The 23,007-nt window shown below is 72.4% G+C and carries 22 protein-coding genes; 13 read left to right on the forward strand and 9 right to left on the reverse strand.

All coding sequences use genetic code 11. The features are described from left to right. Positions 1–5: 5 nt before the first annotated feature. Both pgi and T328_RS27645 read left to right on the forward strand, forming a co-directional pair. Positions 6–1,658, forward strand: coding sequence for a glucose-6-phosphate isomerase (gene pgi / locus T328_RS27640; protein WP_496498908.1), 1,653 nt, complete (start codon positions 6–8; stop codon positions 1,656–1,658). A gap of 99 nt (positions 1,659–1,757) precedes the next feature. After that, positions 1,758–2,816, forward strand: a complete 1,059-nt coding sequence (locus T328_RS27645) for a PP2C family protein-serine/threonine phosphatase (protein WP_496498909.1) — start codon at positions 1,758–1,760, stop codon at positions 2,814–2,816. Here the strand turns inward: T328_RS27645 and T328_RS27650 are convergent. Then, a complete protein-coding gene (locus T328_RS27650; protein ID WP_496498910.1) occupies positions 2,786–3,547 on the reverse strand; it encodes a sugar isomerase domain-containing protein in 762 nt (253 codons plus the stop codon). The two genes, T328_RS27645 and T328_RS27650, sit on opposite strands and share 31 nt — an antisense overlap. 110 nt (positions 3,548–3,657) lie before the next feature. Between T328_RS27650 and T328_RS27655 the strand changes: the two genes are divergently transcribed. Beyond that, positions 3,658–4,641, forward strand: coding sequence for a BadF/BadG/BcrA/BcrD ATPase family protein (locus tag T328_RS27655; protein ID WP_496498911.1), 984 nt, complete (start codon positions 3,658–3,660; stop codon positions 4,639–4,641). Between the two features lie 34 nt (positions 4,642–4,675). Here the strand turns inward: T328_RS27655 and pgl are convergent, their stop codons facing one another. From pgl to tkt, 5 genes are read right to left on the reverse strand one after another with little or no spacing between them, the layout of a single operon-like run. After that, a complete protein-coding gene (gene pgl, locus T328_RS27660) occupies positions 4,676–5,458 on the reverse strand; it encodes a 6-phosphogluconolactonase (protein WP_496498912.1) in 783 nt (260 codons plus the stop codon). 8 nt (positions 5,459–5,466) lie between these two features. Then, complete coding sequence (opcA, locus tag T328_RS27665) at positions 5,467–6,573, reverse strand: glucose-6-phosphate dehydrogenase assembly protein OpcA (protein WP_496498913.1); 1,107 nt, start codon at positions 6,571–6,573, stop codon at positions 5,467–5,469. Then, entirely contained in the window at positions 6,570–8,099 is a 1,530-nt protein-coding gene (gene zwf, locus T328_RS27670) for a glucose-6-phosphate dehydrogenase (RefSeq protein ID WP_496498914.1), read from the reverse strand. The genes opcA and zwf overlap by 4 nt, the downstream gene beginning before the upstream one ends. A 6-nt stretch (positions 8,100–8,105) precedes the next feature. Further along, positions 8,106–9,236: a transaldolase gene (gene tal / locus T328_RS27675; protein ID WP_496498915.1), complete on the reverse strand. Its 1,131-nt coding sequence runs from the start codon at positions 9,234–9,236 to the stop codon at positions 8,106–8,108. Between the two features lie 47 nt (positions 9,237–9,283). Beyond that, positions 9,284–11,383 carry a transketolase gene (gene tkt / locus T328_RS27680; RefSeq protein ID WP_496498916.1) on the reverse strand — a complete coding sequence of 700 codons (2,100 nt, stop codon included), beginning with the start codon at positions 11,381–11,383 and terminating at the stop codon, positions 9,284–9,286. A 262-nt stretch (positions 11,384–11,645) separates the two neighbouring features. Here tkt and T328_RS27685 point away from each other — a divergent pair, with 262 nt between their 5' ends. Together T328_RS27685 and T328_RS27690 are read left to right on the forward strand one after the other, a co-directional pair. Further along, positions 11,646–12,587: a heme o synthase gene (locus T328_RS27685; RefSeq protein ID WP_496498917.1), complete on the forward strand. Its 942-nt coding sequence runs from the start codon at positions 11,646–11,648 to the stop codon at positions 12,585–12,587. A 24-nt stretch (positions 12,588–12,611) separates the two neighbouring features. Beyond that, positions 12,612–13,166 carry a hypothetical protein gene (locus T328_RS27690; protein WP_496498918.1) on the forward strand — a complete coding sequence of 185 codons (555 nt, stop codon included), beginning with the start codon at positions 12,612–12,614 and terminating at the stop codon, positions 13,164–13,166. An 85-nt stretch (positions 13,167–13,251) separates the two neighbouring features. On the opposite strand, the gene T328_RS27695 is transcribed toward T328_RS27690, so the two are convergent. The 3 genes from T328_RS27695 to T328_RS27705 form a co-directional block, all read right to left on the reverse strand. Beyond that, on the reverse strand, positions 13,252–14,226 hold the full coding sequence (locus tag T328_RS27695) for a COX15/CtaA family protein (protein ID WP_496498919.1): 975 nt from the start codon (positions 14,224–14,226) through the stop codon (positions 13,252–13,254). 87 nt (positions 14,227–14,313) lie between these two features. Beyond that, complete coding sequence (locus tag T328_RS27700; RefSeq protein ID WP_496498920.1) at positions 14,314–15,105, reverse strand: ABC transporter permease; 792 nt, start codon at positions 15,103–15,105, stop codon at positions 14,314–14,316. A 76-nt stretch (positions 15,106–15,181) separates the two neighbouring features. Further along, positions 15,182–16,117 (reverse strand): ABC transporter ATP-binding protein, encoded by a 936-nt coding sequence (locus T328_RS27705; protein WP_496498921.1) that lies wholly within the window; start codon positions 16,115–16,117, stop codon positions 15,182–15,184. 182 nt (positions 16,118–16,299) lie between these two features. On the opposite strand from T328_RS27705, the gene T328_RS27710 reads away from it, so the two are divergent. The 8 genes from T328_RS27710 to T328_RS27745 all read left to right on the forward strand — a co-directional run bounded on the left by T328_RS27710 (position 16,300) and on the right by T328_RS27745 (position 22,998). Continuing rightward, positions 16,300–17,061, forward strand: a complete 762-nt coding sequence (locus tag T328_RS27710) for a helix-turn-helix transcriptional regulator (RefSeq protein WP_496499013.1) — start codon at positions 16,300–16,302, stop codon at positions 17,059–17,061. After that, the gene (gene sufB / locus T328_RS27715) at positions 17,058–18,488 is read left to right on the forward strand and encodes a Fe-S cluster assembly protein SufB (RefSeq protein WP_496498922.1); all 1,431 of its coding nucleotides are present in this window, start codon (positions 17,058–17,060) and stop codon (positions 18,486–18,488) included. Before T328_RS27710 ends, sufB begins: the two co-directional genes overlap by 4 nt. A 164-nt stretch (positions 18,489–18,652) precedes the next feature. Then, positions 18,653–19,834, forward strand: coding sequence for a Fe-S cluster assembly protein SufD (gene sufD, locus T328_RS27720; protein ID WP_496498923.1), 1,182 nt, complete (start codon positions 18,653–18,655; stop codon positions 19,832–19,834). Next, positions 19,831–20,166: a non-heme iron oxygenase ferredoxin subunit gene (locus T328_RS27725; protein WP_496498924.1), complete on the forward strand. Its 336-nt coding sequence runs from the start codon at positions 19,831–19,833 to the stop codon at positions 20,164–20,166. The genes sufD and T328_RS27725 overlap by 4 nt, the downstream gene beginning before the upstream one ends. 7 nt (positions 20,167–20,173) lie before the next feature. Continuing rightward, entirely contained in the window at positions 20,174–20,944 is a 771-nt protein-coding gene (gene sufC, locus T328_RS27730) for a Fe-S cluster assembly ATPase SufC (RefSeq protein ID WP_496498925.1), read from the forward strand. Further along, the gene (locus tag T328_RS27735) at positions 20,941–22,197 is read left to right on the forward strand and encodes a cysteine desulfurase (RefSeq protein ID WP_496498926.1); all 1,257 of its coding nucleotides are present in this window, start codon (positions 20,941–20,943) and stop codon (positions 22,195–22,197) included. The genes sufC and T328_RS27735 overlap by 4 nt, the downstream gene beginning before the upstream one ends. A gap of 16 nt (positions 22,198–22,213) precedes the next feature. Beyond that, positions 22,214–22,666, forward strand: coding sequence for a Fe-S cluster assembly sulfur transfer protein SufU (gene sufU, locus T328_RS27740; protein WP_496498927.1), 453 nt, complete (start codon positions 22,214–22,216; stop codon positions 22,664–22,666). After that, a complete protein-coding gene (locus T328_RS27745) occupies positions 22,663–22,998 on the forward strand; it encodes a metal-sulfur cluster assembly factor (protein ID WP_420302421.1) in 336 nt (111 codons plus the stop codon). Before sufU ends, T328_RS27745 begins: the two co-directional genes overlap by 4 nt. The last annotated feature ends 9 nt before the right edge of the window (positions 22,999–23,007 follow it).

Below are 23,007 nucleotides of genomic sequence, written 5' to 3' on the forward strand. Positions count from 1 at the left end.
GTGTCATGGCCGACACCACGTCACGCACCAGGCTCGACCAGACCCCCGACTGGCACGCACTCGCCAAGCACCGCGAGGAGTTCGGCGCCACGCACCTGCGCGAGCTGTTCGACGCCGACCCCGAGCGTGGCCGCCGGTACACGCTCCGCGTCGGCGATCTCTACCTGGACTACTCCAAGCACCTCGTCACCGACGAGACGCTGCGCCTGCTGCGCGAACTGGCCGCCGCGACCGGTGTCGCCGAGCTGCGCGAAGCCATGTTCCGCGGCGAGAAGATCAACATCACCGAGGACCGCGCCGTGCTGCACACCGCGCTGCGCGCGCCCGGCGCCGAGTCGGTCGAGGTGGACGGCGCGGACGTGGTCCCCGGCGTGCGGCAGGTGCTGACCCGGATGGCCGCCTTCGCCGACCGGATCCGCTCCGGCGACTGGCGCGGCCACACCGGCAAGCCGGTCCGCGCCGTCGTCAACGTCGGCATCGGCGGCTCCGACCTCGGCCCGGCCATGGCGTACGAGGCGCTGCGCGCGTACACCCGGCGGGACCTGACCGTCCGCTTCGTCTCCAACGTCGACGGCGCCGACCTGCACGAGGCGGTGCGCGACCTCGACCCCGAGACCACGCTGTTCGTCATCGCCTCCAAGACCTTCACCACCATCGAGACCATCACCAACGCCACCGCCGCCAAGCGCTGGCTGCTGGCGGGCCTCGGCGCCGGCGACGAGGCGGTCGCGAAGCACTTCGTCGCTTTGTCGACCAACGCCGCGAAGGTCGCCGAGTTCGGCATCGACACGGACAACATGTTCGAGTTCTGGGACTGGGTCGGCGGGCGCTACTCGTACGACTCCGCCATCGGCCTGTCCCTGATGGTGGCCATCGGCCCGGTCGCCTTCCGGGAGATGCTGGCCGGCTTCCGGCTCGTCGACGAGCACTTCCGCACCGCGCCGCCGGAGGAGAACGCGCCGCTGCTGCTGGGGCTCCTCGGCATCTGGTACGGGAACTTCTTCGACGCGCAGTCCCACGCCGTACTCCCGTACAGCCACTACCTGTCGAAGTTCACCGCCTATCTGCAGCAGCTCGACATGGAGTCCAACGGCAAGGCCACCGACCGCGGCGGCGAGCGCGTCGGCTGGCAGACCGGGCCGGTGGTCTGGGGCACGCCCGGCACCAACGGCCAGCACGCTTACTACCAACTGCTCCACCAGGGCACGAAGATGATCCCCGCCGACCTGATCGGCTTCGCCCGGCCGGTCGCCGAGCTGGGAGAGCTGGCCGGGCAGCACGACCTGCTGATGGCCAACCTCTTCGCCCAGGGCCAGGCGCTCGCCTTCGGCAAGACGGCGGCGGAGGTGGCGGCCGAGGGCGTGCCCGCGGCGCAGGTGCCGCACCGTACGTTCCCGGGCAACCACCCGACGACGACGATCCTGGCCGACGGGCTCACGCCCTCGGTGCTGGGGCAGTTGGTCGCCCTGTACGAGCACAAGGTGTTCGTGCAGGGCGCGGTGTGGGACATCGACTCCTTCGACCAGTGGGGCGTCGAGCTGGGCAAGGTGCTGGCCAAGCGGCTGGAGCCGGCGCTCGCGGACGGCGCGGAGGTGCCCGGGCTGGACGGCTCGACCCTCGCGCTGGTCGACGCCTATCGGGCGCTGCGGGGTCGCTGACCTGCGGCGTCCCGCGTCCGGCGGCGGTCCCGCGGCGGTCTGGTGGCGGTCGGCGGTGCCCGGCTCGCGGGGCGGGGTCCCGCGCGGCAGCCTGGAGGGATGCGGGCGCCGCGCGGAACCTCCTACTGGGTCGCGGGCGTGTTCTTCGCCGGGGCCATCGCGGTGGACCTGGACTCGCGGGGGCACACGCTGGCGGCCCTGTTCGCCGTCGTGCCGGTGTTCGTCGCGGTCAACGGCACCAGGCGGGCGATCGTCGTCTCCGGCGCGGTCGCGCTGGCGCTGGGCGGCTGGCTGAGCTGGTGGAACCTCCACGCCATCGACCTCGACTTCTGGGCGCTGGTCCTCGCCATCGGCTGCGCCACCGCGATCGGGCTCGTCGTCCACCGTGAGCGCCTCGCCCGCGAGCGGCGGTTCACGAGCGTCACCCGGGTCGCCAACGCCGCGCAGCAGGCGCTGCTGCCCGCGCCGCCCGCCCGCGCCGGGCCGCTGGACGTGGCGCACTCGTACCGCTCCGCCGCGGACGAGGCTCTGATCGGCGGCGACTTCTACAAGGTGCTCAGCACCCGCTGGGGCGTGCGCGTCGTCATGGGCGATGTACGCGGGCACGGCCTCGGCGTCGTACGCACCACCGGCATGGCCATCGGCGTCTTCCGCGAGGCCGCGTACGAGGAGCCGGAGCTGGCCCGGATCGCCGCGCGCATGAACCGCAGTCTGGCGCGTGACGGCGGTCCGGAGAGCTTCGCCACCGTGCTGCTGCTGACGATCACGGCCGAGGGGCTGTGCCGGGCCCTCAGCCACGGCCATCCCCCGCCGCTGCTGCGCAGCGCCGCCGGGCGCGTACGCGAGACCGGCCTGCAGAGCGGGCCACCGCTGGGGCTCGGCCTGTCGAAGCTCACCGTGGGCGCGGCGGAGAGCACCGTGGCGCTCGCCGAGGGCGACGAGCTGCTGCTGGCCACCGACGGCGTGCTGGAGGCGCGCAGCGCGGCGGGCGAGTTCTTCCCGCTGACCGGGTGCTACTCCCGCGCGCCGCGCGGCTGCCCGCCCGCGGAGGTGCTGGCGGCGTTGCGGCGCGACCTCGCGGACTGGGCGCCCGAGCCGCGCGACGACTCGGCGCTGGTGCTGCTGCGCTACGCCCCGCGGCGGATCCGGCCCGCGTAGCGGGCCTCCAGCGCGGCGTTGTGCTCGTCGCCCGCGGGGATGTTCGCCGACAGGTACACGGGCGGCGTCGTGCCGCGCTCCAGCAGCAGCCGGATCGCCTCGGCGACGATCTGCTGCACCAGCAGCGCGCCGGTGATCGACGACACCGCGCACGCCGTGCCGCCGCCCGGCAGCGTGAGCACGGAGTCGCCGAAGGGGGCGCCGTTGTCGAGGACCACGTCGGCGTGGTCGGTCAGCCGCTTGCCCGAGGGGTGCCGGGACTCCGCCCGGTCGCCGTGGGACAGCGAGGTGATCGCTATCAGCGGGTGCCCGTGCTCCTTGACGACGGCGGCCATCTCCACGACGCAGCCGTTGATGCCGGAGTTCGACGCGATGACGAAGGCGTCCCCGGGGTGCGGTGCGGTCAGCTCGTACAGCCGGCGTGCGGTGCCGGGGTCGCGCTCCAGCTTGGGGTCGGCGAGGAGCTCGGAGGGCTCGCCGCCGTAGATCACGAGGTCGCGCAGGGCGATCTTGTTCGTCGGTACGAAGCCGCCGGCCCGGCCCGCGATCTCGGTCGCCAGCGACTCGGAGTGCCCGGTGCCGAACGCCTGGACCACCCCGTCGCCGCCCAGCGCGTCCGCGAACACCCGGGCGGCGGCGCCGACCTCGGCGCGCTGCCCCTCCGCCACCCGCCGGAGTGAGGCCAGGGCCGCGGCGGTGAAGGCGGCTGCGCTGATCGGCTTGTGGGTCATCGGTGCTCCCGGGAGTGGTCTGGACAACATGCGGTACGCGGGGTCAATCTCAGGCAGTCGCGTACGGCTCGTCAAGGGTGCGACGCGGCGCCGACCACCGGGAGCGGGCAATGGAGAAGCTGGTCATCGGCATCGACGCGGGCGGTACGCGCGTCCGCGCGGCCCTCGCTAGGGCGGCCGGGGGCGCCGTGCTGCGCACGGCGTCGGCGGGGGCGGGAAACCCCCGGTCGGTGCCGGCGGAGGTGCTGACGGACCGGCTGACGGCGTGCGTGGCACCGCTGGCGGAGACGGCGGGTGCGGGGCCGGTCGCCGCGGTGGTCGCGGGCGTCGCCGGCGCGGAGCCCCGGGACCCGGACGACGCCGGCACGCGTCGTGTGTACGCGGCCCTGCGTGCGGCGCTGCGCCGGGGCGGGGTCGGTCCGGCGCCGGTGGAGCTGTACGGCGACACCGAGATCGCCTTCGCGGCGGGCCCCGGCGCGCCGGCATCGGGGGTGGTCCTGATCGCGGGCACGGGCGCGTCGGCGGCGCGGATCGCGGGCCGGCGGCAGACCGCGACGACCGACGGCCACGGATGGCTCCTCGGCGACGAGGGCAGCGGCTTCTGGATCGCCCGCGCGGCGCTGCGCGCGGCGCTGCGGGCGCTCGACGGGCGCGGCCCGGCGACGGAGCTGGTGGGTCTGCTGATGTCGGCGACGGGCGGAAGAGCGGGGGGCGTACGGGAGCGGGACGGCGCCGCACCGCCGGGCGGTTCCGGGGGCCGGACCGCGGCGGCGCGGATTGCGCTCGGGGACGCCGGGTTCGCGGGGGCGCCGGTGGAGATCGCGCGGCTGTGCCCCGTGGTCGTACGGGCGGCAGCGGCCGGCGACGCGGTGGCCGGCGGGATCCTGGACGAGGCCGCCGACCGCCTCGTGGAGAACGTCGCCGTCCACGCCCCGGCACCCGGCGAGCCCCTGGTCACCACCGGCGGCCTCCTCGGCCCTGCCGGCCCCCTGCTGCCGCGCTTCACCGCCCGCGTGCGCCCGTACGGCCTGACCCCCGCCCCGGTCCCGGACGGCCTGGCCGGCGCGGTGGCGCTGGCGCGCGTGGGGCTCTGACGCGAGCCGAGCGAACCGCTCGTCGCGGCGCCCGCTACGGCGACGCCGGCGGGTACAGCGACGGCGGCAGCAGGGCCGCCGCCGGCCGGTCCAGGAGCCACAGCGTGCGGGTGCGGCCCATGGCGCCCGCCGCCGGGGTCTGGATCTCGCCGGCGCCCGACAGCGCCATCGCCGCCGCCCGGGCCTTGTCCTCGCCGGCCGCCAGCAGCCACACCTCCCGCGCCGCCCGGATCGCCGGCAGCGTCAGCGAGATCCGCGTCGGCGGCGGCTTCGGGGCCCCGTGGACGCCGACGACCGTGCGCTCCGTCTCCCGTACCCCCGGCAGCTCCGGGAACAGCGACGCGACGTGCGTGTCCGGGCCGACGCCCAGCAGCAGCACGTCGAACGCCGGGACCGGCCCGTGGTCCTCCGGCCGCGCCGCGGCGGCCAGGTCGCGCGCGTACGCCGCCGCCGCCGCGTCCGCGTCGGCGCCGAACTCCGCCTGCGCCGCCGGCATCTCGTGCACCCGCGCCGGGTCGACCGGCACCGCGTCCAGCAGCGCCGCCCGTGCCTGGGTCGCGTTGCGCTCGGGGTCGCCGGCCGGCAGGAAGCGCTCGTCGCCCCACCACAGGTCCAGCCGCGACCAGTCGACCGCGTCCCGGGCCGGCGCGGCGGCGAGCGCGGCCAGCAGGCCGTTGCCGTTACGGCCGCCGGTGAGCACGACCGAGGCGGCGCCCCGGGCCGCCTGCGCGTCCACGACCTTGGTGATCAGCCGGGCGGCGGCGGCCTCGGCCATCAGCTCCTTGTCGCGGTGGACGACGACCTGCGGCGTGCTCACGGCGCTGCTCACGAATTCCCGGCAGAGGATTCGGACGTGGCGGTGGGCTTCCCCGCCGAGCGCTTCTTCGGCGCCGCCTTCTTCCCGGCGCCGGCCTGCGCTGACTCGGCCTTCTCTGACTCGGACTGCGCGGCTTCGGACTTCGCCTCCGCCGCCTCTGCCGCCTCTATGTCCGCCTCCACCGCCCCCGCCGGCGCCAGCCGCTCCACGCCGTACGCCACCGCGTGCGCGTACGCCTCGTCCGGGTCCAGCCGCCGCAGCTCCTCGGCGATCAGCTCCGCCGTCGTCCGCCGCTTGAGCGCCACGTGCCGCTCCGGCTGCCCCGGGACCGCCAGCTCAGCCAGCGCCCCGTTCGGCCGGTCGAGGCAGATCACGCCGTCCGTCGTCAGCAGCCGCACCGCGGTCAGCCCCGGCCCCGGCGAGCCCGTCCGCTCCACCGGCACCCGCAGCCGGTCCGCCAGCCACAGCGCCAGCAGCTCCGTGGAGGGGTTGTACTCCTCGCCCTCCACCACCGCCGACTCGATGGTCGCGTGCCGCTGGTCCAGCGCCGCCGCCAGCATGCTGCGCCACGGCGTGGTCCGCGTCCACGCCAGGTCCGTGTCCCCGGGCGCGTACGCCGTGGCCCGCTGCCGCAGCGCGCCGACCGGGTCCTCGGCCGCCGCCGCGTCCGTGATCCGGCGGGTGGCGAGCTTGCCGAGCAGGTCCTCCGCCGGGTTCTCCGGGGCGTCCTCCGGCCACCACACCACCACCGGGGCGTCCGGCAGCAGCAGCGGCAGCACGACGCTGGCCGCGTGCCCCGCCAGCTCGCCGTGCAGCCGCAGCAGCACCGTCTCGCCGGTGTCCGTCTCGTTGCCCACCCGCACCTCGGCGTCCAGCCGCGCCAGCGCGCGCTCGCGCGGGGAGCGGCCGGGGCGCTTGATGACGACCAGGATGCGCGACGGGTGCTCCTTGGACGCCTGGCTGGCGGCCTTGAGCGCGTCGTAGTGGTTGCCCTCGTCGGTGACGATCACGAGGGTGAGCACCATCCCGACGGCCGGCGTGCCGGTGGCCCGCCGGGCGCCCACGAGCGCGGAGTTGATCTGGGCCGAGGTGGTCTCGGTGAGGTCGATGTTCATGGCCGCCGCCAGCTCCGTCCGTCTCGTGCCAGCATCTCGTCCGCCGCCTTCGGCCCCCAGGTGCCCGCGGTGTACGACTCGGGCCTGCCGTGCGCGGCCCAGTGCTCCTCGATCGGGTCGAGGATCTTCCAGGACAGCTCGACCTCCTGGTGGCGCGGGAAGAGGTTGGCGTCGCCGAGGAGTACGTCCAGCAGCAGCCGCTCGTACGCCTCGGGGCTGGACTCGGTGAAGGACTCGCCGTAGGCGAAGTCCATCGTCACGTCCCGCACCTCCATCGACGTGCCCGGCACCTTGGAGCCGAACCGCACGGTGATGCCCTCGTCCGGCTGGACGCGGATCACGAGGGCGTTCTGGCCCAGCTCCATCGTGTCGGTGGTGTCGAACGGCAGGTGCGGCGCCCGCTGGAAGACGACGGCGATCTCCGTCACCCGGCGGCCGAGCCGCTTGCCGGCGCGCAGGTAGAACGGCACGCCCGCCCAGCGGCGGTTGTCGATCTCCAGCTTGACCGCGGCGTAGGTGTCGGTCCCGGACTTCGGGTCGATGCCCTCCTCCTCCAGGTAGCCGCGCACCTTCTCGCCGCCCTGCCAGCCGGCCGCGTACTGCCCGCGCACCGTGTGCCGGCCCAGGTCGGCGGGGAGGTGCACCGACTCCAGCGCCTTGATCTTCTCCGCCACCAGCGCCTGCGCGTCGAAGGCCGTCGGCTCCTCCATCGCGGTCAGTGCCAGCAGCTGCAGCAGGTGGTTCTGGATGACGTCGCGGGCGGCGCCGATGCCGTCGTAGTAGCCGGCGCGGCCACCGATGCCGATGTCCTCGGCCATGGTGATCTGCACGTGGTCGACGTACGACCGGTTCCAGATCGGCTCGAACATCGTGTTGGCGAAGCGCAGCGCCAAGATGTTCTGGACGGTCTCCTTGCCGAGGTAGTGGTCGATGCGGAAGACCTGGTCGGGCTCGAAGACCTCGTGCACGATCCGGTTGAGCTCCTCGGCGCTCTTCAGGTCGTGCCCGAACGGCTTCTCGATGACCGCGCGCCGCCAGGAGCCGGCCGCCGGATCGGCCAGGTTGTGCTCCTTGAGCTGCTGCACGACCAGCGGGAAGAACTTCGGCGGCACGGAGAGGTAGAACGCGAAGTTCCCGCCCGTGCCGCGCGCCTTGTCCAGGTCCTCGACGGTGGTGCGCAGCCGCTCGAACGCCTCGTCGTCGTCGAAGTCGCCCTGGACGAACCGGAAGCCCTCGGACAGCTGCTGCCACACCTCCTCGCGGAAGGGCGTGCGGGCGTGCTCCTTGACCGAGTCGTGTACGACCTGCGCGAAGTCCTCGTCCTCCCAGTCGCGGCGGGCGAAGCCGACGAGGGAGAAGCCGGGCGGCAGCAGCCCCCGGTTCGCCAGGTCGTACACGGCGGGCATCAGCTTCTTGCGCGACAGGTCGCCGGTGACGCCGAAGATGACCAGGCCCGAAGGGCCCGCGATCCGCGGCAGCCGCCGGTCCTGCGGATCACGTAGCGGGTTGGTGCCAGAGCCGGTCACCGTCGACTACGCCCCTTCCCGTACGTGGCGGTCGAGCTGCTCCCGGACGGAGTCGAGCAGGTCGGTCCAGGACTTCGCGAACTTCTCCACGCCCTCGTCCTCCAGCAGGGCGACCACCTCGTCGTAGGAGATGCCCAGCTTCTCCAGGGCGTCGAGGTCGGCGCGGGCCTCCGCGTACGTGCCGCGCACGGCCTTCGCCCCGGCGGACCCGCGGATCTCGCCGTGGTCGGCGACGGCGTGCAGGGTCGACTCCGGCATGGTGTTGACCGTCCCGGGGGCGACCAGCTCGTCCACGTAGAGCGTGTCCTTGTACGCCTTGTCCTTCACGCCCGTCGACGCCCACAGGGGGCGCTGCTTGTGGGCGCCGGCCCGCTCCAGCGCGGTCCAGCGGTCCGAGGAGAAGACCTCCTCGTACAGCTCGTACGCCAGCCGGGCGTTGGCGACGGCGGCCTTGCCGCGCAGCTCCTTCGCCTCGGTGGTGCCGAGGGCGTCGAGCCGCTTGTCGACCTCGGTGTCCACACGGGAGACGAAGAACGAGGCGACCGAGCGGATCTCCGCCAGGTCCAGGCCGGCGGCCTTCGCCTGCTCCAGGCCGGCGAGGAAGGCGTCCATCACCTCGCGGTAGCGCTCCAGGGAGAAGATCAGCGTGACGTTGACGCTGATGCCCTTGGCGAGTACCTCGGTGATGGCGGGCAGCCCGGCGCGGGTGGCGGGGATCTTCACGAACAGGTTGGGCCGGTCGACCAGCCAGGCCAGCTGCTTGGCCTCGGCGACGGTGGCGGCCGTGTCGTGCGCCAGCCGCGGGTCGACCTCGATGGAGACCCGGCCGTCCTGCCCCCCGGTGGCGTCGTACACCGGGCGGAGCACGTCGGCGGCGTCGCGTACGTCGGCCGTCGTGATCATCCGTACGGCCTCCTCGACGGTGACGTTGCGGACGGCGAGGTCCTGGAGCTGGCCGCCGTAGCCGTCGCCGGCCGAGATGGCCTTCTGGAAGATCGTGGGGTTGGTGGTCACGCCCACGACGTGGCTCTCGTCGATCAGTTCGGCGAGGTTGCCGGACGTGATGCGCCTGCGGGACAGGTCGTCGAGCCAGATCGCGACGCCTTCACCGGAGAGGCGCTCAAGTGCGTCGGTCATCGGTATTGCATCTCCTGACATCGTTTCGTCTGTAAGCGTCAGCGACTTCAGGCCCGCAGGGATTCCCGGGCCGCCGCGGCGACGGCTTCGGCGGTCAGCCCGTACTCGCGGAACAGGACCTTGTAGTCGGCGGAGGCGCCGAAGTGCTCCAGGGAGACGACGCGCCCGGCGTCTCCGGTGAACCGCTGCCACGACATCCCGACGCCCGCCTCGACCGCCACCCGGGCCTTGACCGTGGGCGGCAGCACGGCGTCGCGGTACTCCTGCGGCTGCTCGTCGAACCACTCCACGGACGGCATCGAGACCACCCGCGCCGGCACGCCCTCCGCCTGCAGCTGCTCGCGGGCGGCGACTGCGAGCTGCACCTCGGAGCCGGTGCCGATGAGGATCACCCGCGGCTCGGCCTGCCCGCCGCCGGGGCCCTCGGCCTCGAACATCACGTAGCCGCCGCGGGCCGTGTTCTCGACGGCACCGTTCGTCTCGAACGTCGGCACGCCCTGCCGCGTCAGCGCCAGGCCGTGCGGGGCGCCGACGCCGAACTCCTTGGTGTAGCGGCGCAGGATCTCGCGCCAGGCGATGACCGTCTCGTTGGCGTCCGCCGGTCGGACCACGTTCAGCCCGGGGATCGCGCGCAGGCTCGTCAGGTGCTCGACCGGCTGGTGGGTCGGGCCGTCCTCGCCGAGGCCGATGGAGTCGTGCGTCCAGACGTACGTCACCGGCAGGTGCATCAGCGCCGACAGCCGCACCGCGTTGCGCATGTAGTCGGAGAAGACCAGGAACGTGCCGCCGTACACGCGGGTGTTGCCGTGCAGCGTGATGCCGTTCATGACGGCGGCCATCGCGTGTTCGCGGATGCCGTTGTGGACGGTCCGGCCGTACGGGTCGGCGCCGGCCAGCGGGTTGTCGGCGGGCAGGAACGAGGTCGAGCCGGGAATGGTGGTGTTGTTGGACCCGGCGAGGTCGGCGGAGCCGCCCCAGAGCTCGGGCACCACCGGGCCGAGCGCCTTCAGCACCTCGCCCGACGCCTTGCGGGTGGCGACGGCCTTGCCGGCCGGGAAGGACGGCAGCTTGTCCGCCCAGCCCGCGGGCAGTTCGCCGGCGCGGATCCGGTCGAACTCGGCGGCCCGCTCGGGGTTGATCTGCCGCCAGACGGCGAACTGCTTGTCCCACGCGGCGTGCACCTCCGCGCCGCGCTCACCGAGCGCGCGGGTGTGCGTGAGCACGTCGTCGTCGACGTCGAAGTGCCGCTCGGGGTCGAAGCCGAGGACCCGCTTGGTCGCGGCGACCTCCTCCGCGCCCAGCGCCGAGCCGTGCGCGGCCTCGGTGTTCTGTGCGTTCGGGGCCGGCCAGGCGATGATCGAGCGGGCCGCGATGAACGACGGCCGGTCGGTGACCGCCCTGGCCTCCTCGAAGGCCCGGTACAGCGCCTCGGGGTCCAGGTCGCCGTTCGGCTTCTGCTCGACCCGCTGGACGTGCCAGCCGTACGCCTCGTAGCGCGCGATCGTGTCCTCGGAGACGGCGGCGGCGGTATCGCCCTCGATGGAGATGTGGTTGTCGTCCCAGAGCAGTATGAGGTTGCCCAGCTTCTGGTGGCCGGCCAGCGAGGACGCCTCGTGCGAGATGCCCTCCTGCAGGCAGCCGTCGCCCGCGATCACCCAGATGTGATGGTCGAACGGGGAGGAGCCGGCGGGCGCGTCCGGGTCGAACAGGCCGCGCTCGTAGCGCGCGGACATCGCCATGCCGACGGCGTTGGCCAGCCCCTGGCCGAGCGGCCCGGTCGTCGTCTCGACGCCGGTGGTGTGCCCGTACTCCGGGTGCCCGGGGGTCTTGGAGCCCCAGGTGCGGAACGCCTCCAGGTCGGCCAGCTCCAGGCCGAACCCGCCGAGGTAGAGCTGGATGTAGAGGGTCAGGCTGGAGTGGCCCGCGGAGAGCACGAAGCGGTCCCGGCCGGTCCACTGCGGGTCGGCGGGGTCGTGCCGCATCACCTTCTGGAAGAGGGTGTAGGCGGCGGGGGCCAGGCTCATCGCCGTGCCGGGGTGGCCGTTGCCGACCTTCTGTACTGCGTCCATGGCCAGAACGCGGACGGTGTCCACCGCGCGCTCGTCCAGTTCGTTCCACTCGAGGTCGGTGGTCGGCTGCGTGCTCACCCTTGTTCAGGGCTCCTCTCTCCACGGTCGGGAACTCCGGCGACCGAAAGCACCGGGCACCACCGAGCCTAACCCGCAGATACCAGACTGCCGGTGTCGGGCCGGTTGCGCCCCCCGGACGTCTACCGGACGCCTTGCGGACGCCCGCGCGCGGGCGGAGCGCGCACGCCCCCCACACGGGGCACCCCCCACGCCGGGGGCCGATACGCAGCGTCTACAGTGACGACGTGCAGAAGTCCCTTGACCGCGAGCAGAGGTGTCCGTGACGGCCGTCGAATCCCGACCAGCGGGTGTGCTCGGGCAGGACATCGCGCACCGGCCGGCCGGTGCCCGGGTCAAGGCGTTCGTGGCGCTGACGAAGCCGCGCATCATCGAACTGCTGCTCATCACCACCGTTCCGGTGATGTTCCTGGCCGCCGAGGGCGTGCCCGACCTGTGGCTGGTGCTCGCCACCTGCATCGGCGGCTACCTCTCCGCCGGCGGCGCCAACGCGCTGAACATGTACCTGGACCGGGACATCGACGCGCTGATGCACCGCACGGAGCTGCGTCCGCTGGTGACCGGGATGGTCCGGCCGGCCGAGGGGCTGGCCTTCGGCCTGGCGCTGACGGTGGCGTCCACCGTGTGGTTCGCCACAGTCGTCAACCCGCTGTCGGCGGCGCTCGCGCTGGGCGCCAACCTCTTCTACGTCCTCGTCTACACGATGTTGCTGAAGCGGCGCACCTCGCAGAACATCGTCTGGGGCGGCATCGCCGGCTGTATGCCGGTCGCCATCGGCTGGTCCGCGGTGACGAACTCCGTCTCCTGGGCCTCGCTGATCCTCTTCCTGGTGATGTTCTTCTGGACGCCGCCGCACTACTGGCCGCTGTCGATGAAGGTCAAGGACGACTACGCGCGGGTCAAGGTGCCGATGCTGCCGGTGGTGGCGTCGAACAAGGTCGTGGCGCGGCAGATCGTCGCGTACAGCTGGGTCATGGTCGGCGTCTCCCTGCTGCTGTGGCCGCTGGGCTACACCGGCTGGTTCTACCCGGTGGTGGCCACGGTGCTCGGCGCGGTGTGGCTGCGCGAGGCGCACGGGCTGCTGCGGCGGGCGAAGAGCGGGGTCGTGGGCGCGAAGCTCAAGGAGATGCGGCTCTTCCACTGGTCCATCACCTACGTGTCGCTGCTGTTCATCGCGGTGGCCGTGGATCCCTTCCTGCGCTGATTACCGCCCGGTAGCATCTGCTCCATGAGCGACGACGACCGCAGGACCCGCAAGCTCACCCGGCAGATCGAGTCCTTCGCCGGCCACCACGGCGGCGCGCGGGGGCAGGTGGCGTACCTCGGCGAACCGGGCGCGCGGCTCGTGCTGGTCGGGGCGGACGGGACCTGGGGCGACCTGGTGGCGCCGAGCACCGAGAGTGCGACGGCGGCGGCGGAGGCCGCGGGGGTCGCGCTGAAGGAGAGCTTCGACGGCGAGCTGGCGGCGGGGGTACGGACCGGGCCGTACGAGTGGACGCGGATGGCCGGAATCCAACTGGGCGGCCCGCCGAACCCGGCTGCGCCGGGCGTGGCGGGCGGGGAGCCGGCGGCCTCCGGCGGGGGAGCCGAGCCGAACGAGCCGTCCGCGCCCGAGCCGGCGGAGCCGCCCGCGCCCGCGGCCGAGCCGGTGGGGAAAGCCGACACGGACGGCGCCGGGGCCGCGGCGGACGAAGGCGTGCGGTCCGAGGGCGACCCGGCCGGGGAAGACCCTGGTGACGCCAAGGCAGGCAGCGGCGGGGACGGCGGGGAGAAGGGCTCCTGACCGCCACTCCGCGAGCCGTGGGGCGTTGACCCGGGGTGGCGGATCCGCCACCGCCGTTCCCGCCGAGGGCGTCCCGCGGGCCGCGTTACGCGGCCGGGGTGCCCACCGGCCGCGCCTCCGCGCTCACCGCCGGAGGCGGGACCGTGGCGTCCGGCCGGTGCCGCAGCGAGACGGCCACCCGCAGCACCGCGATCCACACCAGCGTCGAGCCGAACAAGTGGATCATGACCAGGAATTCGGGCACGTCCGTGAGGTACTGCGCGTAGCCGACGACGGCCTGCGACATCAGCACCAGGAACAGGTCGCGGGTGCGGGACAGCGGCCCCGGCGGGCCGTCGACGAGCTTCAGCGTCACCCAGATCGCGACCGTCAGGGCGATCACCGTCCACGCCGCGACCGAGTGCGCCTTCGCCGCATGCTCCCAGCTGATCCACCCCATCCGGGGCACGTCGCTGGAGTCGCCCGCGTGCGGCCCGGTGCCGGTCACGACGGTGCCGGCGGCCAGCAGCACGACGGACATCGCCACCAGCGCCCGGGTCAGCCGGCGCACCACGGCCCCGACGAGCATGTCGGGCCCGCCGTCGCCCTCGCGGGCGCGGTGCCAGGTGAGGTACGTGATCGTGATCAACCCGGTGGCGAGCAGGAAGTGGGCGGCGACGGTGTACGGGTTCAACTCGGTGAGCACCGCGGCGCCGCCGAGGACGGCGTTGCCCATGACCACCCAGAACTGCACCCAGCCGAGCCGCGTCAGCTCCCGGCGCCACGGCTTGGTGGCACGGGCGGCGACGATGGCCCAGCCGACGGCCGCACACAGCACGTACGTCAGCAGCCGGTTGCCGAACTCGATGGCGCCGTGCATGCCCATCTCGGACGTCGCCAGCACGCTGTCGTCGGAGCACTTGGGCCAGGTGTCGCAGCCGAGCCCGGAACCCGTCAGCCGGACGGCGCCCCCGGTGACGACGATGACGACGCTCATCAGCAGCGCGGAGAACGTCGCGCGCCGGACCGTCGCTTGCGTCGGGGTCCAGCGCTCGGCGATGAGGGCGAGGGGGTTCTGCACGGCGCCTATCGTAGGACGCCCCTTGTGCGCGGTTTCACGAGGGGTGCGGCCGACGTCCCCGTACGTCCGTACGCGCTGGTCGGCGGCTCAGTCCCAGCGGAAGAACCGCGCGGCGGCCGCCAGCCCCAGCACCGCCCAGCCGGCCAGCAGCCCCAGGTCGCCCCACGGCACACCGCCGCCGTCCTGGAGGACGTCGCGCAGCCCGTCCGACAGCGCCGCGACCGGCAGCACTTCGAGCACCGCCCGCGCGCCGTCGGGGAACTTCTCCAGGGGGACGATCACGCCGCCCGCCACCAGCAGCAGCACGAAGACCAGGTTCGCCGCGGCGAGCGTCGCCTCCGCCCGCAGCGTGCCCGCCATCAGCAGCCCGAGGCCCGAGCACGCCGCCGTGCCCAGCACCACGAGCAGCGCCACGGCGAGCACACCGCCCGCCCCGCCGCGCGGCGACCAGCCGAGCGCCAGCCCGATGGCGGTCAGCATCACCAGCTGCAGCGCGATTGTGGCCAGCACCGAGAGGGCCTTCGCGGCCATCAGCCCGGCGCGGGGCAGCGGCGAGGCGCCGAGCCGCTTCAGCACGCCGTAGCGGCGGTCGAAGCCGGTGCCGATGGCCTGGCCGGTGAAGGCGGTGGCCAGGACGGCGAGCGCGATGGCGCCGGGGGCGAGGAAGTCGATGCGCTGGCCGGGCCCGGTGTCGACCACGTCCACGGTGCTGAAGAGCAGCAGCAGCACCGCCGGGATGATCATGGTGAGGAGCAGCTGCTCGCCGTTGCGCAGGAGCAGCCGGGTCTCCAGGGCGGCCTGCGCGGCGATCATGCGGGGCAGCGGCGCCGCCCCCGGGCGCGGGGCGTAGACGCCCGTACCGGCCTGCCGAGCGCTCATCCGCGCGGTTCCTTCCCCGTCAGCTCCAAGCTGCGGTTTTCCGGGGGGCGACCCCCGTACCCCCGGGTGGTCGTGTTCACGAGCGCAGTTCCTTCCCCGTCAGCTCCAGAAAAACGTCCTCCAGCGTGCGCCGCTCCACCGTCATCTGCTCCGGCAGCACCCCGTTCTGCGCGCACCAGGTCGTGACCGTGGCCAGCAGCTCCGGGTTGATCTCGCCGCTTATCCGGTACGAGCCCGGAGACAGCTCCAGCGCCGCCGTCTCCGGCGGCAGCGCTTTGAGCAGTGAGCCGAGGTCGAGCCCAGGCCGGCCGGTGAAGCGCATGGTGTTCTCCGCGCCGCCGCGGCACAGCTCCTCCGGGGTGCCGTCGACCACCAGCCGGCCGCCGTCGATGATCGCGACCCGGTCGGAGAGCTGCTCCGCCTCGTCCATGTGGTGCGTGGTGAGCACCACGGACACCCCGTCGGTGCGCAGCTCGCGGATCAGCTCCCAGGCGGCGCGGCGGGCCTGCGGGTCGAGGCCGGCGGTGGGCTCGTCGAGGAAGACCAGCTCGGGGCGGCCGACGACGGCCATGGCGAGCGCGAGCCGCTGCTGCTGTCCGCCGGAGAGCCGGCGGTAGGGGGTGCGGCCGCAGGAGCCGAGGCCCAGCCGCTCGATCAGCGCCACGACGTCGAGGGGGTGGGCGTGCAGCCGGGCGATGTGGTGCAGCATCTCGTCGGCCCGCGCGGCGGGGTAGACGCCGCCGGACTGGAGCATCACGCCGACCCGGGGCCGCAGCACGGCGGCGTCGGCGAGGGGGTCGCGGCCGAGGACGCGCACGGTGCCGGCGTTCGGCCGGCGGTAGCCCTCGCAGATTTCGACGGTGGTCGTCTTGCCCGCGCCGTTGGGGCCGAGGACGGCGGTGACGTCGCCGCGGGCGGCGGTGAGGCCGAGTCCGGCCACGGCGGTCTTCTCGCCGTACCGCATGACGAGGCCGGACACCTCGACGGCCGCGTCGGTGGAGGGCTGTTGCATGACAGCGAGTCTAAAGAGCCCGCGGGCCCGGCCGGCGCCGCCCCGGGGTGGTTCACGCCGGGGGGTGGCCGGGAGCACGTACGGAACTTAGGTGACCCTAAGTGATGCATTCCACCGCACGGTGATCGAGATCCGGCTTGTCCCGCCCCGGCGAATTAAGCAACAATGGCGTTGTGAAAAACGTGGACCCGGGTGGGAGTACGGCGAGTGAGCAGGCGGCCGGGCCGGCCGTCGGCGCTGCCGTGCCCGAGCACGGGACGCGCAACCGCGTGGCCCGCTCCATCCTCGACCACGGTCCGTCGACCGCCGCCGACCTGGCCCACCGGCTCGAACTCACCCCCGCCGCCGTCCGGCGGCACCTCGACGCGCTCGTCGCCGAGGGCATCGTGGAGCCCCGCGACCAGCGGGTCTACGGGGCCCGCGGGCGCGGGCGCCCGGCCAAGGTCTTCGCCCTGACCGACTGCGGCCGGGACGCCTTCGACCAGGCGTACGACCAGCTCGCCGCCGACGCCCTGCGCTGGATCGCCCAGAGCGCGGGCGGCGGCGTGCGGGGCGAGGCGGCCGTCGCCGCCTTCGCCCGCGACCGGGTCGCCGAGCAGGCCGAGCGGTACGCCGCGGAGCTGGCCGGCGTGCCCCCCGAGAGCCGGGTCGAGGCTCTCGCCCGACTGCTCTCCGAGGACGGGTACGCTGCCACCGCGCGCAGCGCGCCCGGTGCCCCCGGCGAGCAGCTCTGCCAGCACCACTGCCCGGTGGCGCACACCGCCGAGCAATACCCGCAGCTCTGCGAGGCGGAGACCGAGGTCTTCTCCCGCTTGCTCGGCACCCATGTGCAGCGTCTGGCCACCATCGCCCACGGCGACGGGGTGTGTACGACGTTCGTCCCCGAAAACCGCGAGCACCACGCTCGCAGGCAGCCACCGACATCCGGGAGGAACCCCGCATGACTGCGCCCATCGAGACCGCCTCCGCGGAGCATCCCGAGCTCGAAGGACTGGGACGCTACGAATACGGCTGGGCCGACTCCGACGCGGCCGGTGCCGCCGCGAAGCGCGGCCTGTCCGAGGCCGTCGTCCGGGACATCTCCGGCAAGAAGTCCGAGCCCGACTGGATGCTGAAGACCCGGCTCAAGGGTCTGCGGCTGTTCGGCAAGAAGCCCATGCCCACGTGGGGCTCCGACCTCTCCGGCATCGACTTCGACAACATCAAGTACTTCGTCCGGTCCACCGAGAAGCAGGCCGAGTCCTGGGAGGACCTGCCGGAGGACATCAAGAACACCTACGACAAGCTCGGCATCCCCGAGGCGGAGAAGCAGCGCCTGGTCGCCGGCGTCGCCGCGCAGTACGAGTCCGAGGTCGTGTACCACCAGATCCGCGAGGACCTGGAGGAGCAGGGCGTCGTCTTCCTGGACACCGACACCGCGCTCAAGGAGCACCCGGAGCTGTTCAAGGAGTACTACGGCACGGTCATCCCGCCCGGTGACAACAAGTTCGCCTCCCTCAACACGGCGGTGTGGTCCGGCGGCTCGTTCATCTACGTCCCCAAGGGCGTGCACGTCGAGATCCCGCTGCAGGCGTACTTCCGGATCAACACCGAGAACATGGGCCAGTTCGAGCGGACGCTGATCATCGTCGACGAGGGCGCGTACGTGCACTACGTCGAGGGCTGCACCGCGCCGATCTACCAGTCGGACTCGCTGCACTCCGCGGTCGTCGAGATCATCGTGAAGAAGAACGCCCGCTGCCGGTACACCACGATCCAGAACTGGTCGAACAACGTGTACAACCTGGTCACCAAGCGCGCGGTGGCCTACGAGGGCGCGACCATGGAGTGGGTCGACGGCAACATCGGCTCCAAGGTCACCATGAAGTACCCGGCGATCTACCTGATGGGCGAGCACGCCAAGGGCGAGACCCTGTCCGTCGCCTTCGCCGGCGAGGGCCAGCACCAGGACGCCGGCGCCAAGATGGTGCACATGGCGCCCAACACGTCGTCGAACATCGTCTCCAAGTCGGTGGCGCGCGGCGGCGGGCGCACCTCGTACCGCGGCCTGATCGAGATCGGCGAGGGCGCGGAGAACTCGAAGTCCAACGTGCTCTGCGACGCCCTGCTCGTCGACACGATCTCCCGCTCGGACACCTACCCGTACGTCGACGTCCGCGAGGACGACGTGACGATGGGCCACGAGGCGACCGTCTCCAAGGTCAGCGACGACCAGCTGTTCTACCTGATGCAGCGCGGCCTGTCCGAGGACGAGGCGATGGCGATGATCGTCCGCGGCTTCGTCGAGCCGATCGCCAAGGAGCTGCCGATGGAGTACGCGCTGGAGCTCAACCGGCTGATCGAGCTGCAGATGGAAGGCGCGGTGGGCTAGCCGCCCCGGCAACACCGGACACAGCTCGGGGGCCTGCCGGTGCCGAAGCGACGAGGCCGGGCGACCGGAGCACCCGGGAGCGCGGGCCGGGAGCGACGGTACCGGAGCCAGGTACCCGGAGGTCAGCGAACACGATGAGGCAGAAAGCGAGTACGAGAACAGTCATGGCCGACGCCCAGAAGATCCCGGCCGGCTCCACCGCCGCCGGAACCATCGCGGTGGCCGCCGAGTCCACCGTCGCCACCAGGATGAGCGCGCCGCCGTCCTTCGACGTGGCCGACTTCCCGGTCCCGCACGGCCGGGAGGAGGAGTGGCGCTTCACCCCGCTGGAGCGGACCCGCGGACTGCACGACGGCAGCGCCGCCGCGACCGGTGAGCCCAAGGTGGCCATCACCGCGCCCGACGGCGTCACCGTCGAGACCGTCGGCCGCGACGACGCCCGGCTCGGCCGGGCCGGCACGCCGGTGGACCGGATCGCCGCCCAGGCGTACTCCGCGTTCGAGAAGGCCACGGTCGTGACCGTGCCGAAGGACACGCAGCTCACCGAGCCGGTCCGGGTCTCGGTGCACGGCGAGGGCGGCGTCTCGTACGGGCACCAGCTCATCGAGCTGGGCGCCTTCGCGGAGGCCGTCGTCGTCATCGACCACACCGGCGACGCGGTGCTCGCGGAGAACACCGAGTACGTGCTGGGTGACGGCGCCAAGCTCACCGTCGTCTCCGTACAGGACTGGGCCGACGAGGCCGTGCACGTCGCCCAGCAGTCCGCGCTCATCGGCCGCGACGCCAGCTTCAAGTCCGTCGTCGTCACCTTCGGCGGCGACCTGGTCCGGCTGCACCCCCGGGCGCACTACGCGGGACCGGGCGCCGAGGCCGAGCTGTACGGGCTGTACTTCACCGACGCCGGCCAGCACCAGGAGCACCGCCTGTTCGTCGACCACGACGCCCCGCACTGCCGCAGCAACGTGGCGTACAAGGGCGCGCTGCAGGGCGCCGACGCGCACGCCGTGTGGATCGGCGACGTGCTGATCCGCAAGCGGGCCGAGGGCACCGACACGTACGAGCTGAACCGCAACCTGGTGCTCACCGACGGCGCCCGCGTCGACTCCGTGCCCAACCTGGAGATCGAGACCGGCGAGATCATCGGCGCCGGCCACGCCTCCGCCACCGGCCGCTTCGAGGACGAGCAGCTGTTCTACCTGATGGCCCGCGGCATCCCCGCCGACGAGGCCCGCCGGCTGGTCGTCCGCGGCTTCTTCGCCGAGCTGGTGCAGCAGATCGGCATCAAGGACGTCGAGGAGCGGCTGATCGAGAAGATCGAGGCCGAGCTGGAGGCGTCCGTGGCATGACCGACACGACCAACGCGACGTACGTTCGCGCCTGCGCGCTGAGCGAGCTGGAAGAGGACCTCCCCAAGCGGGTGGAAATCGACGGCACGCCGGTCTCGGTCGTGCTGACCGGGGACGAGGTGTTCGCGATCTACGACATCTGCTCGCACGCGAACGTCTCGCTCTCCGAGGGCGAGGTGGATGACTGCCAGATCGAGTGCTGGCTGCACGGCTCCACCTTCGACCTGCGTACCGGCAAGCCCTCCGGGTTGCCCGCGACGCGCCCCGTCCCCGTGTACCCCGTCAAGATCGAAGGGGACGACGTGCTCGTCTCCGTCACCCAGGAGTCCTGAAGGCACCATGGCAACGCTTGAAATCCGCGACCTGCACGTCTCCGTCGAGGTGGACAGTGACACTTCCACGAAGGAGATCCTCAAGGGCGTCGACCTGACCGTGAAGCAGGGCGAGACTCATGCCATCATGGGCCCCAACGGCTCCGGCAAGTCCACCCTGGCGTACTCCGTAGCCGGCCACCCCAAGTACCAGATCACCTCCGGGACCGTCACCATCGACGGCGAGGACGTGCTGGAGATGAGCGTCGACGAGCGCGCCCGCGCCGGCCTGTTCCTCGCCATGCAGTACCCGGTCGAGGTCCCCGGCGTCACCGTCTCCAACTTCCTGCGCACCTCCGCCACCGCCATCCGCGGCGAGGCCCCCAAGCTCCGCACGTGGGTCAAGGAGGTCAAGGAGGCGATGGAGCGGCTGAACGTCGATCCCGCCTTCGCCGAGCGCAACGTCAACGAGGGCTTCTCCGGCGGCGAGAAGAAGCGCCACGAGATCCTGCAGCTGGAGCTGCTCAAGCCGAAGATCGCGATCCTCGACGAGACCGACTCCGGCCTGGACGTCGACGCGCTGCGCGTCGTCTCCGAGGGCGTCAACCGGGTCCGCGAGAGCGGCGAGGTCGGCACCCTGCTGATCACCCACTACACCCGCATCCTGCGCTACATCAAGCCCGACCACGTGCACGTCTTCGCGGGCGGCCGGATCGCCGAGTCCGGCGGCCCGGAGCTGGCGGACAAGCTGGAGGAAGAGGGCTACGCCGCCTACGTGAAGGGTGGCGCATCAGCGTGAGCCAGCTGCCGGGCCTCCTCGACACCGAGGCGATCCGCAAGGACTTCCCGATCCTGGACCGCACCGTCCACGACGGGAAGAAGGTCGTGTACCTGGACAACGCGGCGACCTCGCAGAAGCCGCGCCAGGTGCTCGACGCGCTGAACGCGTACTACGAGCGGCACAACGCCAATGTGCACCGCGGCGTTCACGTCCTCGCCGAGGAGGCCACGGCGCTGTACGAGGGCGCCCGCGACAAGGTCGCCGCCTTCATCAACGCGCCCAGCCGGGACGAGGTCGTCTTCACCAAGAACGCCTCCGAGTCGCTGAACCTCGTGGCCAACATGCTCGGCTTCGCCGACGAGCCGTACCGCGTGGACCGCGAGACCGAGATCGTCATCACGGAGATGGAGCACCACTCCAACATCGTCCCGTGGCAGCTGCTCGCGCAGCGCACCGGAGCGAAGCTGAAGTGGTTCGGCCTCACCGACGACGGCCGCCTCGACCTGAGCGACCTCGACGAGGTCATCACGGAGAAGACGAAGGTCGTGTCCTTCGTGCTGGTCTCCAACATCCTCGGCACGCACAACCCCGTCGAGGCCATCGTCCGCCGCGCCCAGGAGGTCGGCGCGCTGGTCGTCGTCGACGCCTCCCAGGCCGCCCCGCACATGCCGCTGGACGTGCAGGCGCTGCAGGCCGACTTCGTCGCCTTCACCGGGCACAAGATGGCCGGCCCCACCGGCATCGGGGTGCTCTGGGGCCGCAAGGGGCTGCTGGACGACCTGCCGCCGTTCCTCGGCGGCGGCGAGATGATCGAGACCGTCTCCATGCACTCCTCGACGTACGCCCCGGCGCCGCACAAGTTCGAGGCCGGCACGCCGCCGATCGCCCAGGCCGTCGGCCTCGGGGCGGCGGTGGACTACCTCGCCGGCATCGGCATGGACCGTATCGAGGCGCACGAGCGCGCCATCACCGGGTACGCGCTCGGTCGGCTGCAGGACGTGCCGGGCCTCAGGATCATCGGTCCGACGACGGCCGAGGAGCGCGGCGCCGCGATCTCCTTCACGCTCGGCGACATACACCCGCACGACGTCGGCCAGGTGCTCGACGAGCAGGGCATCGCGGTCCGGGTCGGCCACCACTGCGCGCGGCCGGTCTGCCTGCGGTACGGAATTCCTGCGACCACGCGGGCGTCGTTCTATTTGTACTCCACCCCGGGCGAGGTCGACGCGCTGGTCGACGGCCTGGAGTACGTCCGGAACTTCTTCGGCTGAAGGGCGTGGGAACAGCGTGAAGCTCGATTCGATGTACCAGGACGTCATCCTGGACCACTACAAGCACCCGCATGGCCGGGGCTTGCGGGCCGGCGACGCCGAGGTGCACCACGTCAACCCGACCTGCGGCGACGAGATCACCCTGCGCGTGAAGCTCGCCGGGCAGATCGTCGAGGACGTCTCGTACGAGGGCCAGGGCTGCTCCATCAGCCAGGCCAGCGCCTCCGTGCTCAACGAGCTGCTGGTCGGCAAGGAGCTGTCCGAGGCGCAGCGGATCCAGGAACAGTTCCTGGAGCTGATGCAGTCGCGTGGGAGGATCGAGCCGGACGACGCCATGGAGGAGGTGCTGGAAGACGCGGTCGCGTTCGCCGGCGTCTCGAAGTACCCGGCGCGCGTGAAGTGCGCCCTGCTGTCCTGGATGGCGTGGAAAGACGCCACGGCCCAGGCGCTGAAGGAGGCCGCAGCATGACGGACACCGACGTGACGACGAAGCCCGCCGAGGAGGAGGAGATCCGCGAGGCGCTGTACGACGTGGTCGACCCCGAGCTGGGCATCGACGTCGTCAATCTCGGCCTCGTCTACGGAATCCACGTCGACGAGGGCAACATCGCCACCCTGGACATGACCCTGACCTCGGCGGCCTGTCCGCTGACCGACGTGATCGAGGACCAGGCGAAGGCCGCGACCGACGGCATCGTCAACGACCTGAAGATCAACTGGGTCTGGATGCCCCCGTGGGGCCCGGACAAGATCACCGACGAGGGCCGCGAGCAGCTGCGCGCGCTGGGCTTCAACGTCTGAGCCCTTCGG

Source organism: Streptomyces sp. CNX435 (assembly GCF_059570575.1).